11 protein-coding genes are annotated in these 11,397 nt (G+C 72.5%); 8 read left to right on the plus strand and 3 right to left on the minus strand.

The window, feature by feature from the left end; translation table 11 throughout:
• Positions 1–129: 129 nt before the first annotated feature.
• The 5 genes from gatC to ABRP24_RS08630 all read left to right on the plus strand — a co-directional run bounded on the left by gatC (position 130) and on the right by ABRP24_RS08630 (position 5,511).
• Positions 130–429, plus strand: coding sequence for an Asp-tRNA(Asn)/Glu-tRNA(Gln) amidotransferase subunit GatC (gene gatC / locus ABRP24_RS08610; RefSeq protein ID WP_017887005.1), 300 nt, complete (start codon positions 130–132; stop codon positions 427–429).
• A gap of 11 nt (positions 430–440) precedes the next feature.
• Positions 441–1,988: an Asp-tRNA(Asn)/Glu-tRNA(Gln) amidotransferase subunit GatA gene (gatA, locus tag ABRP24_RS08615; RefSeq protein ID WP_027464607.1), complete on the plus strand. Its 1,548-nt coding sequence runs from the start codon at positions 441–443 to the stop codon at positions 1,986–1,988.
• Positions 1,988–3,493: an Asp-tRNA(Asn)/Glu-tRNA(Gln) amidotransferase subunit GatB gene (gatB, locus tag ABRP24_RS08620; protein WP_035807593.1), complete on the plus strand. Its 1,506-nt coding sequence runs from the start codon at positions 1,988–1,990 to the stop codon at positions 3,491–3,493. The genes gatA and gatB overlap by 1 nt, the downstream gene beginning before the upstream one ends.
• A 111-nt stretch (positions 3,494–3,604) precedes the next feature.
• Positions 3,605–4,792, plus strand: coding sequence for a 3-oxoacyl-[acyl-carrier-protein] synthase III C-terminal domain-containing protein (locus ABRP24_RS08625; protein ID WP_349848005.1), 1,188 nt, complete (start codon positions 3,605–3,607; stop codon positions 4,790–4,792).
• The gene (locus ABRP24_RS08630) at positions 4,789–5,511 is read left to right on the plus strand and encodes a methyltransferase domain-containing protein (RefSeq protein WP_349848002.1); all 723 of its coding nucleotides are present in this window, start codon (positions 4,789–4,791) and stop codon (positions 5,509–5,511) included. The genes ABRP24_RS08625 and ABRP24_RS08630 overlap by 4 nt, the downstream gene beginning before the upstream one ends.
• Before the next feature lie 185 nt (positions 5,512–5,696).
• Here ABRP24_RS08630 and ABRP24_RS08635 read toward each other — a convergent pair whose 3' ends face one another.
• On the minus strand, positions 5,697–6,746 hold the full coding sequence (locus tag ABRP24_RS08635; protein WP_349848000.1) for a zinc-dependent alcohol dehydrogenase family protein: 1,050 nt from the start codon (positions 6,744–6,746) through the stop codon (positions 5,697–5,699).
• 80 nt (positions 6,747–6,826) lie between these two features.
• On the opposite strand from ABRP24_RS08635, the gene ABRP24_RS08640 reads away from it, so the two are divergent.
• Together ABRP24_RS08640 and ABRP24_RS08645 are read left to right on the plus strand one after the other, a co-directional pair.
• Positions 6,827–7,771 carry a DUF3097 domain-containing protein gene (locus ABRP24_RS08640; RefSeq protein WP_349847997.1) on the plus strand — a complete coding sequence of 315 codons (945 nt, stop codon included), beginning with the start codon at positions 6,827–6,829 and terminating at the stop codon, positions 7,769–7,771.
• Between the two features lie 70 nt (positions 7,772–7,841).
• Positions 7,842–8,495: a hypothetical protein gene (locus ABRP24_RS08645; protein WP_017886998.1), complete on the plus strand. Its 654-nt coding sequence runs from the start codon at positions 7,842–7,844 to the stop codon at positions 8,493–8,495.
• A 166-nt stretch (positions 8,496–8,661) separates the two neighbouring features.
• Here the strand turns inward: ABRP24_RS08645 and ABRP24_RS08650 are convergent, their stop codons facing one another.
• A complete protein-coding gene (locus ABRP24_RS08650; protein WP_027464613.1) occupies positions 8,662–9,675 on the minus strand; it encodes a LacI family DNA-binding transcriptional regulator in 1,014 nt (337 codons plus the stop codon).
• Entirely contained in the window at positions 9,672–10,094 is a 423-nt protein-coding gene (locus ABRP24_RS08655; protein ID WP_349847994.1) for a DUF3054 domain-containing protein, read from the minus strand. Before ABRP24_RS08655 ends, ABRP24_RS08650 begins: the two co-directional genes overlap by 4 nt.
• A 115-nt stretch (positions 10,095–10,209) precedes the next feature.
• Here ABRP24_RS08655 and ABRP24_RS08660 point away from each other — a divergent pair, with 115 nt between their 5' ends.
• Positions 10,210–11,160 (plus strand): hypothetical protein, encoded by a 951-nt coding sequence (locus ABRP24_RS08660; RefSeq protein ID WP_349847991.1) that lies wholly within the window; start codon positions 10,210–10,212, stop codon positions 11,158–11,160.
• Positions 11,161–11,397: the final 237 nt, after the last annotated feature.

Below are 11,397 nucleotides of genomic sequence, written 5' to 3' on the forward strand. Positions count from 1 at the left end.
CCCTGGAGGCCCGGTGCCGGTCCGGCGGACCGGCACCGGGCCTCCAGGGGCGTTGTCCACAGCCGCGCCTGCGCGCCCGACGCAGCCAATAGACTGTGGGGCATTCCACGAACCGATCGACGGAGCACCATGCCTGACATCACGAGCGAGCAGGTCGCGCACCTGGCGAACCTCGCACGTATCGCACTCACGCCCGACGAGATCGAGAAGCTGACCGGGGAGCTGTCGCACATCGTCGAGAGCGTCGCCAAGGTCGCCGAGGTCGCGACCGACGACGTCCCGGCGACGAGCCACCCCGTGCCGCTCGGCAACGTCACCCGACCCGACGTGGTCGGCACGACGCTGACGCAGGAGCAGGCGCTCTCCGGGGCGCCCGACTCCGACGGCGAACGGTTCCGCGTGACCGCCATCCTCGGCGAAGAACAGTAGGGCGAAGAACAGTGACTGACGACATCACGAAGCTGAGCGCCGCGGCGCTCGCCGACGCCCTCGTGGCGCGCGACGTCTCGAGCGTCGAGGCCACCCAGGCCCACCTCGACCGGATCGCCGCCGTCGACGGCGACGTGCACGCGTTCCTGCACGTCAACCAGAACGCCCTGGCAGTGGCGAAGTCGATCGACTCCCGCCGTGCCGCCGGTGACGACCTCGGGCCCCTCGCCGGTGTGCCGATCGCCGTCAAGGACGTCCTGTGCACGCAGGACATGCCCACGACCGCCGGGTCCAGGATCCTCGAGGGCTGGGTGCCGCCGTACGACGCCACCCCCGTCGCGAAGCTCCGCGCCGCCGGCCTCGTGCCGCTCGGCAAGACCAACATGGACGAGTTCGCGATGGGCTCGACCACCGAGTTCTCGGCGTACGGTCCGACCCGCAACCCGTGGGACCTCGACCGGATCCCCGGCGGGTCCGGCGGTGGCTCGGCCGCCGCGGTCGCCGCGCACGAAGCACCCTTCGCCCTCGGTTCGGACACGGGTGGCTCCATCCGCCAGCCCGGTGCCGTGACGGGCACGGTCGGCGTGAAGCCGACCTACGGCGGGGTGAGCCGCTACGGCGCCATCGCGCTGGCGTCCAGCCTCGACCAGATCGGCCCGGTGTCCCGCACCGTCCTCGACGCCGCGCTCCTGCACGACGTCATCGGTGGGCACGACCCGAAGGACTCCACGTCCATCCCGGACGCCTGGCCCTCGATGGCCGCCGCCGCACGCGAAGGGCTGCAGGCGGACACGCTCCGCGGCCTGCGCGTCGGCGTGGTGAAGGAACTCGCCGGGGGCGACGGGTTCCAGGCCGGTGTCACCCAGCGATTCCAGGAGACGGTCGCGCTGCTCGAGTCGGCCGGCGCGGTCGTCGTCGAGATCGACGCCCCGTCGTTCGCGTACGCGATCAGTGCGTACTACCTGATCCTCCCGGCCGAGGCGTCGTCGAACCTCGCCAAGTTCGACTCGGTGCGCTTCGGCCTCCGGGTCACGCCCGAGAACGGCGCCACCGTCGAGGACGTCATGGCCGCCACGCGTGAAGCCGGCTTCGGACCCGAGGTCAAGCGGCGCATCATCCTCGGCACCTACGCCCTGAGCGCCGGCTACTACGACGCCTACTACGGCTCGGCGCAGAAGGTCCGCACGCTCGTGCAGCGGGACTTCCAGGCCGCCTTCGAGCAGGTCGACCTGCTCGTCAGCCCGTCGGCGCCGACGACCGCGTTCCCGATCGGTGAGCGCATCGACGACCCGCTGGCGATGTACCTCAACGACCTCACCACGATCCCGGCGAACCTCGCCGGCGTCCCCGGCATGAGCATCCCGAACGGCCTCGCGCCCGAGGACGGTCTGCCCGTCGGCGTGCAGCTGATGGCGCCCCAGCGTGAGGACGCCCGGCTGTACCGCTACGGTGCCGCCCTCGAGCGTCTGCTCGAACAGCAGTGGGGCGCGCCGCTCATCGCGTCCGTCCCGGACCTCGACCAGAGTCAGCAGTCCGCTGCGCAGGAAGGTGTGATCTGATGGCGCAGAAGGACGCGCTGATGGACTTCGACGAGGCGCTCGAGCGCTACGAGCCGGTGCTCGGCTTCGAGGTCCACGTCGAACTCGCGACGAAGACCAAGATGTTCTCGGACGCCCCGAACTTCTTCGGCGGCGAGCCCAACACGAACGTCACCCCGGTCGACCTCGGGCTGCCCGGGTCGCTGCCGGTCGTGAACGCACAGGCCGTGCGGTACTCGATCCAGCTCGGGCTCGCGCTCGGCTGCTCGATCGCCGAGTCCTCGCGGTTCGCCCGGAAGAACTACTTCTACCCGGACAACCCGAAGAACTACCAGGTCTCGCAGTACGACGAGCCCATCGCCTACGAGGGCGAGGTCGAGGTCGAGCTCGCCGACGGCACGATCTACAACATCCCGATCGAGCGCGCCCACATGGAAGAGGACGCCGGCAAGCTGACGCACGTCGGTGGTGCCACCGGCCGCATCCAGGGCGCCGAGTACTCGCTCGTCGACTACAACCGCGCCGGCGTGCCCCTGGTCGAGATCGTCACGAAGCCGATCTTCGGCGCCGAGCACCGTGCCCCCGAGCTCGGAGCCGCCTACGTGCAGGTCATCCGCGACCTCGTCCGGGCGCTCGGTGTCTCCGAGGCACGCATGGAGCGCGGCAACCTGCGGTGCGACGCGAACATCTCGCTGCGCCCCCGCGGGCAGGAGAAGCTCGGCACCCGCACCGAGACCAAGAACGTCAACTCGTTCCGCGCCGTCGAGCGTGCGATCCGCTACGAGATCCAGCGTCAGGCCGCGATCCTCGCCGCCGGCGGCACGATCACGCAGGAGACCCGCCACTGGCACGAGGACACCGGCCGCACGTCGGCCGGTCGCCCCAAGTCGGACGCCGACGACTACCGGTACTTCCCGGAGCCCGACCTGCTGCCCGTCGTGCCGGACCCGGCCGTCATCGCGGAGCTCCGTGCCTCGCTGCCCGAGGCCCCCGTCGCACGCCGCCGTCGCCTGAAGGGTGACTGGGGCTTCGCCGACCTGGAGTTCCAGGACGTCGTCAACGGCGGCCTGCTCGACGAGGTCGAGGGCACCGTCGCCGCCGGCGCCGCACCCCAGGCCGCCCGCAAGTGGTGGACCGGTGAGATCAGCCGCGTCGCCAACGCGCAGGACGCAGCCCCCGGTGACCTGGTGTCGCCGAAGCACGTCGCCGAGGTCATCGCGCTCGTCGAGTCCGGCGACCTGACCGACCGTCTGGCACGCCAGGTGCTCGAGGGCGTCATCGCGGGCGAGGGCTCGCCGGCGCAGGTCGTCGAGGCCCGCGGGCTCAAGGTCGTCTCGGATGACTCCGCCCTGACGGCCGCGGTCGACGAAGCACTCGCGGCGCAGCCCGACGTGCTGGCGAAGATCCAGGACGGCAAGGTCCAGGCAGCCGGCGCGATCATCGGTGCGGTCATGAAGGCCATGAAGGGCCAGGCCGACGCCGCCCGCGTGCGGGAACTCGTGCTGGAGCGCGCACAGCAGTCGTAGGCAGTCCCACCTCGCAAGGGCACGGCACCGGTCGGTGCCGTGCCCCTGCGTGCGTCCCGGTCGCCGTGGGCATCCTGGGGACACGTCAGCGATCGGGTGACAGGATGAGTCGTGTCCGCAACGATCCGCGCCATCGGAACCGCCGTCCCCGAGACGACCCTCGACCAGCCCCGGGTGCGTGACCTGTTCTCCGCCCAACCCGACCTCGGGCGGCTCGGCCAACGGCTCGTCCCCGCCGCGTTCGACGGGTCGGCGGTCGACCAGCGGCACACCGTCCTCCAGGAACTCGACTCCGCACGTGCCGGTGGTGCGTTCCGTGACGACGACGGCACCCTGCGCTCGCCGTCCACCGGGTCACGCAACGACCGGTACCGCGAACTCGCCCCGCCGCTGTTCGTCGCCGCCGCTCGCGACGCCGTCGAACGCGCCGGCATCGCGCCGGAGGCCGTCACACACCTGGTGACCGTGTCCTGCACCGGGTTCACGCAGCCCGGGCCCGACATCGACGTCGTCGAGCAGCTCGGGCTCCCCGGTGGCGTCTTCCGGCACCACATCGGTTTCATGGGGTGCTGTGCCGCGTTCCCCGCGCTGCGGATCGCCGCGGCGTTCGTCGACCAGGACCCGGACGCCGTCGTGCTCGTGGTCTGCGGCGAACTCTGCACCCTGCACGTCCGCGCCTCGAACGACCCCGACCAGATCGTCGCGAACAGCGTCTTCGGCGACGGTGCGGCCGCCGCGGTGGTCGCCCGCGACGGAGCCGGTCTGCGCTTCGACGACTTCACGACGGCCGTGGTGCCCGAGGGAGCGTCCGAGATGGCGTGGAACATCGGGGACGAGGGCTTCGAGATGGTCCTGTCCACCGCCGTGCCGAAGCTCGTCGGCCTGCACGTCCCGAGCGCCGTGCAACCGCTGCTCGACGGCGGGCCCGCCTCGGACGTGCCGGTGTGGGCGGTCCACCCGGGCGGCCGGGCCATCCTCGACCGCACCCAGGAGTCGCTCGGCCTGCCGGACAGTGCGATGGAGTCGAGTCGTCGGGTGCTGCGTGAACACGGCAACATGTCGAGCGCCACCGTGCTCTTCGTCCTCCGCGACGCGGTCGACGCCGGCCTCGAGGGCGGCAGCGCCGTCGTCGCGCTCGCCTTCGGCCCCGGACTCACAGTGGAGAGTGCGCGGCTCACCGCGGTGCGGACCGAGGCGTCGCCCGCGGCAGAACCCGCGGCGGAACCCGCGGCGGAACCCGCGGCGGAACCCGCGGTCGCACTCGACCGCGTGCCCGTCGCGACCACGGGCGCGGCGTGAGCCGTCAGGGCGGCGGCACCACGGGCCTCCCGGCCGTCGACCTGCGCACCCGCGCGCTCAGCCTGACCGAACTGATGGACGACCCGGACTGCGACCCGCGTGCGCTCGCGCGCACGTTCCGGCGCTTCGCCGTCGTGAACGCGCTCGTGAGTGGCTGGCGCGCGGCCTGGCGCTCGCACGTCGTGCCGGCCCTGCCCGCCAGCGGCCGTGGCCGGGTGCTCGACCTGGGGTGCGGTGGCGGCGACCTGGCCCGCTCGCTGGTGCGCTGGGCGGCGAGCGACGGCTTCGAGCTCGAGGTCGTCGGGGTCGACCCGGACGAACGCGCCATCGCCGCGGCACGGCGGTCGTCCCCGACCGGTGTGACCTTCCGGCAGCAGTCGAGCGGTGACCTGGTCGCTGCTGGTGAGCGGTTCGACGTCGTCGTGTCGAACCACGTGCTGCACCACCTGGGTGACGAGGAGCGGCGGGGATTCCTGGCCGACTCCGAACTGCTCGCGAGCGGGCGCAGCCTGCACTCCGACATCCGGCGGTCGCCGACGGCCTACCGGGCCTACGCTCTGGCGTCACCGCTCGTGGCGGCGGGGACGTTCATCCGGGTCGACGGCCTGCGGTCGATCCGCCGGAGTTTCACCGTGCCCGAACTCCGCGACGTGCTGCCCGGCGGGTGGCGGGCCGAGGCGGCTGCACCGCACCGGGTGCTGGCGATCCGCGACGCGTGAGCGGGCGGGGCCGCGGGACGCGGGCCGCGGGCCGCGGGCCGCGGGGCCACGTTTCGGGCTCAGCGACAGTTCACGGGCGTGCCCGCGCGTGAACTGTCGCTGAGCGCGAACGACCGGCCGGCGGCCCGGCGGGACGAACCCCGCGCGACGCGCGACGCGCGACGCGCCCCGCGCGACGCGCGCCGCTACGGGCGCAGCAGCACCTTGATGGCCCGGCGCTCGTCCATCGCGCGGTAGGCCTCGGCGGCCTCGTCGAGCGGCAGCTCCAGGTCGAAGACGCGACCGGGGTCGATCGCGCCGGACAGCACGTCGGGCAGCAGCTCGGGGATGTACTTCCGGGCCGGGGCCATGCCGCCCGCGATGGCGATGTTCGTGTCGAACAGGTAGCGCGTGCCGATCGTCGGCACCCCGTGCGGGACCCCGACGAAGCCGACGTTGCCACCGGGGCGCACCGAGTGCAGCGCCTGGTCCATGCTCTCCTCGGTGCCGACGGCCTCGACGGCGCAGTCGGCCAGGTCGCCGCCCAGGAGCTCCCGGACGGCGTCGACGCCCTCGGCACCACGGGCGGCCACGATGTCGGTCGCGCCGAACTCGCGGGCGAGCGCCTGGCGGTCCGCGTGCCGGCTCATCGCGATGATGCGGTCCGCGCCGAGCCGCTTCGAGGCGAGCACGGCGGACAGGCCGACCGCGCCGTCGCCGACCACGACGACGGTCTTGCCGGGGCCGACCGCTGCCGACACGGCGGCGTGGTGCCCCGTCGAGAAGACGTCGGACAGGGTGAGCAGCGACGGCACCAGGGCCGGGTCGACCGGGCCGGGAACCACGACGAGCGTGGCGTCGGCGTCCGGGATCCGCACGTACTCGGCCTGTGCGCCACCGACGGGGTCGCCGTAGGCGTCCGTGCTGCCGAAGCCGGACAGGTGGTCGCAGCCGGTGGTCATGCCGTTGCGGCAGGCCTGGCAGGTGCCGTCGTTCATGGTGAAGGGGGAGATGACGAAGTCGCCCTCGTGCAGGCCGGTGACGTCGTCACCGACGGCGACGACCTCGCCGACGAGCTCGTGGCCGATCGGCCGCGGCTGCTTCGTCTCGGTGACGCCGCGGTAGGGCCAGAGGTCCGAGCCGCAGACACAGGCCGCGAGGACCCTGACGACGACGTCCTTGCCGGACAGGAGCCCGGGTCGGTCGCGCTCCTCGACGCGGATGTCGTTCGGGGCGTGGATGATCGCTGCGCGCACGGGCGGGCCTTCCGTCGAGATGATGGGGAACCGGCGCGGTCGACGTCGTCCGGGCCGTCGTCGACAGTACCCTCGTGCGGGTGGACGACGACCGGTACGGCGGCGATGTGCTCTCGGGGGACTGGCGCTCGCGCGGAGTGAAGAAGGTGCGGCAGGTGCCGCTCGAACGGGACATGGTGCTCGAGGACCCGGACTCCGGGTGGGCCGGTGCCGTGGTGGGGCTCGAGGCCGGCAACATCGCGCTCGAGGACTGGAAGGGCCGCACGCGCTCCTTCCCCTTCACCGGGCAGTTCCGGCTCGAGGGTGAACTGGTGACGCTGGGGCGGCCGTCGGCGCCGGTCGGCCGGTCTGCCGCAGCCGCTGCCGGCTCGCCGGGTTCGCTGGGTTCCGTTCATTCGGACTGGAGGCCCGGGGGCGCGCCCGCCGTGCGGCAGGCGTCCGACGGTGTTCGGCTCCGCACCGCGTCCGGATCGTTCGCCGTGGAGTCGCAGCGTGCTCGGGTGGCGCTCCCCAGCCGCATCATGGTCGAGGGCAAGCACGACGCGGAACTCGTCGAGAAGGTCTGGGGCGCCGACCTGCGCGTCGAAGGCGTCGTGGTCGAGGAACTCTCCGGCGTCGACAACCTGGCCGCCGTGCTCGACGAGTTCCAGCCGACGCGGGAGCGCCGGGTCGGGGTACTGGTCGACCACCTGGTGCCCGGGTCGAAGGAGTCCCGCTTCGCCGACGCCGTGATGCGTGGCAGGTGGGGAGCGCACGTGCTCGTCGTCGGGCACCCGTTCGTCGACGTCTGGCAGTCGGTCAAGCCGGCGCGGGTCGGGCTGCGGGCGTGGCCGACGATCCCGCGCTCGATCGAGTGGAAGGCGGGCATCTGCCAGGCGCTCGGTTGGCCGCACGCCGAGCAGGCCGACATCGCTCGGGCCTGGCAGCGGATCCTCGGGCAGGTGCGCACCTTCGCCGACCTGGAGCCGGAGCTGCTCGGCCGTGTCGAGGAGCTGATCGACTTCGTGACGGAACCACAGGCCTGAGAACCGGTGGATTGCCCGACCGGCGCGGTGTGCCGGGGGTGATCCGCGCCTCCAGGCCTACTGTTGAGGGATGGACGGCATCGACGGTCGCGTGCGGGGCGCGGTCGACCTGTGGCTGCGCTGGCTGCCGCGCTGGCAGATCGGTACCGCCCGCCCGCGCACGCGCATCTGCCGGAAGTGCACCGGGTCCCCGATCGCCGCGGCCGCGGGGTTCGGACCCGACGTGCCGCACGCCGTCCAGCACGCGCTGATCGGGCGGATCTCGACGATCGTCGAGGACGCCGTCGACGACTACACGGCGAAGAACCTGCCGCTGCTGCAGCGTGAACTCGAGCGGGCGGCGGCCCGGAAGCGGCACGCGGGGTACCAGCCGGCCGAGGGGTTGTCGCCGGAGTTCCAGGGCCTGGACGTGGACCCCGAGCCGTCGCCGGGGTCGCCGTTCCTGTTCACGCTCGGCGAGCTCGCCGGCACCGGTGCGGGGGAGCAGACGCCGCGCGAGCCGTTGTCCGACGAGGCGAAGGCCGCACTCCGACACGAGATCGCGCTGTCCGACGAGTGTGCACGGTCGACCGGTACCGCGGTGTGCCTGGCGCTCATCGACCACCGGCCGCGGATCGCCGAGGCCGTCGAACGGCTCGTGGAGCCGCAGATCGAGGCGCTGGTGTCGGACATGTTCCGCGGGTTCGACGGGCCGGAGGACGGCCCGCGCAGCGGGTTGTTCTAGGCGCGGGCGTGGTCGCGCGCGGCTGCGGGCGTGGGTGCGGGTGCGGCTGCGGGTGCGTTCGGTGCGAGGTTCCGTACTCGGTGCGAGCGTCGTCCGGCCGCACCGAGTACGGAACCTCGCACCGTTCGCGTGGCGCCTCGCACGGTGCGAGGTTGGCGGGTCGGCGTCAGCGGGGGAGCAGGGTGCGGCCGGGGATCACGGTGCCGCGCAGTGAGCGGTGCTCGACCGGGCGCGTGGGGTCGTCGATGCGGCCGATGACCAGGTCGATGGCCTCGCGGCCGATGCGCTCGATCGGTTGCTCGAGTGTCGTGAAGCCGATCCAGTCGCTCGCCAGCGGGTAGACGCCGTCGAACCCGGTGACGGAGAGGTCACGCGGGACCTCGACGCCCCGGCGGGCGAGCGCCTCGCACACGTCGAGCATGAGCCGGTCGGTCGGGCACATCACCGCGGTCACGCCCGACTCCTGCACGGCGTCCACCAGGTCGGCGGCGAGATCGTCGGGTGGCCGCACGAAGCTCGCGTCGATGTCGATCACCCGGACGCCACGTGCTCGGAGCCGCTCGAGCATCGCCGAGGATCGCGCGTGCTGCGTGATCGCGTTGTCGAGCGGGACGGTGAACACCACGGCCGTGGTGTGGCCGGCATCGGCGACGGCATCCGCGATGGAAGCCCCACCGTCGACCTCGTCGCAGTAGACGCTCGAGAGCGCCGGGTGCAGCTCGGGCCGACCCGCGACGACGGTGGCGATGCGGGGCGCGAACTCGGCGATGTCGGCGGACGGCATCAGGCCGCTGCACACGACGAGTCCGTCGACGCGCATCGACACGAGTGCGGCGAGGGCGGACTTCTCGTCCTCGACCCGACCGACGCCCGTCGTGGTGACGACGCGGTAGCCGAGCTCCGATGCGCGGCGCTCCATCACGGCGTGCAGTGCGGTGTAGACCATGGACGAGGCGTCCCGGACGAGCATCCCGATCGTGTTCGTGCGCCCGCTGACCAGTCCGCGAGCCATCGCGTTCGCGACGTACCCGAGCTCGGCTGCCGCTCGTTCGACGCGTTCGCGGGTCTCGTCCGAGAACCGGCCTGTGCCGGAGAGCACGCGGCTCACCGCCGACTTCGAGACCCCCGCACGTGCGGCGACGTCGAGGATCGTCGGCTGGGAACCGCGGCTGCCGTTCACGCTTCGGACGCTGCGGCGTCCCGTCGCGACCGCGACGCGGTGAACCGGAGCACGCCGCGGGCGATCGCGCGCCAGCCGAGCAGGAACACCCCGAGCACGATCGTCGCGACGATGACGAACGAGATCGGCAGCGGGTTGCCGTCGACGTCGCCCTGCCCGGTGGCGACGCGGATGGCCAGACCGACGAAGACCGTGAGGACCCAGACCACGATGCCGGTCGGCCAGAAGCGCAGCGGTCGAGCCCAGGCTCCACTCGTCACGTACCCGATCGCCCAACCGGCCAGGAACGGGTACGCGGTGGTCCAGAGCGCCAGCGCCGTGTTGGCCTCACCGTGCGACGAGCGCCCGATGAGCGCGAAGACGACGATGAGGACGACGTCGATGACGGCTGCGAGCCAACCCCAGGTGCGTGCGTTCACCCGCTCATTCTCGCAGCTGCTGATTCATCCGCCTGCGACTGTGGACGGATGCGGCTGTCCACAGCCAGATCCGGCTGCACTCGCACCGTGCGAGGTGTCGGCCAGCATCCGATGCATGGCTGCTCATCCCCGTTTCCCCGCCGTCCCCGACTGCACGGTCCTCGTCGCGCACGAGTCACGGCCGGACGAGGCCGCGGCGATCCGGGTCCGGGCCCGCGCTGGGGAACTGGTCCGCATCGCGCACGGCCGGTACGCGGACGCCGAGCGGTGGAAGGGCCTCCGCCCCGAGCAGCGGCACCACGTGCTCGTGCGATCACTCGTCGACCGGATCAGACCCCGCTTCGTCGTGTCGCACCTGTCGGCGGCAGCGGTCATCGGTGTGCCGCACGTGGGCCGGTGGCCGGAACGAGTCCACCTGACCAGACCCGGGCGTGATGCGCGGACCACCAACGCCACGTTCGTCGTGCACGCCGACTTCGACCCGTCGATGGCGGGCACGTGGCGGTTCCGCACGGACGACCTGACCCTGACGGGGTTCGACCGCACGGCCGTGGACCTCGCCATGACCTTGCCGATGACGGAAGCGGTGGTGGCCCTCGACCGGCTCCTCTCCCTCGGCGCGGACCGCGACGCCGTCCTGGACGGGGTCGCCCGGCGGGGACGGAAGGGCCGGCGCCGTGCCCTGCGGTCCGTCGGTTTCGCGGACGCAGCCGCCGACTCGGTCGGGGAGTCGCTGGTCCGGGTCCGCCTTGACGAGTACGGCGCTCCCACCTCGGTGCTGCAACGACGCTTCACCACCCGGGGCGAGCCGGACATCGTCGTGGACTTCTGGCTACCGGACCAGGGCGTGGTGATCGAGTTCGACGGTGAGGTGAAGTACCGCGATGCAGCGCTGCGCGGAGGGCGGTCGGCGGAGGACGTCGTCATCGCGGAGAAGTACCGCGAAGACCGCTTGCGCTCCTTCCCCGAGGTGCGCGGTGTGATCCGGTACGGCTGGAAGGACGTGTGGGACGAGTCCGCGTTCCGCGCGAAGCTCCGGACCGCGCGGGTACCGATGTCGCGGTGACCTCGCACGGTGCGAGGGGCGGCGCGAACCGTGCGAGGTTCCGTACTCGGTGCAGGGGCCCGGGGCGGGCACGGAGTACGGAACCTCGCACCAGGGCGAGGCGCCCCCGCACGCCCGCACCCGGAGTTCACCCGGCGGCGACACCGGAGGCACCCGGAGTTCACCCGGCAGCGCCACACTCGACCCCGGCGCGGGAACGTTCCCACACGGCCCGCCCGCACGACCCCGCACACCCAC

It is taken from the genome of Curtobacterium sp. WHRI 8282 (assembly GCF_040223925.2).
Taxonomy (GTDB): Bacteria; Actinomycetota; Actinomycetes; order Actinomycetales; family Microbacteriaceae; genus Curtobacterium; species Curtobacterium flaccumfaciens.

Coding starts and splice junctions, on each gene's coding strand:
- ABRP24_RS08660 (WP_349847991.1), top strand. CDS start 10,210: ATGGCTGCTCATCCCCGTTTCCCCGCCGTCCCCGACTGCACGGTCCTC.
- gatB (WP_035807593.1), top strand. CDS start 1,988: ATGGCGCAGAAGGACGCGCTGATGGACTTCGACGAGGCGCTCGAGCGC.
- ABRP24_RS08645 (WP_017886998.1), top strand. CDS start 7,842: ATGGACGGCATCGACGGTCGCGTGCGGGGCGCGGTCGACCTGTGGCTG.
- gatC (WP_017887005.1), top strand. CDS start 130: ATGCCTGACATCACGAGCGAGCAGGTCGCGCACCTGGCGAACCTCGCA.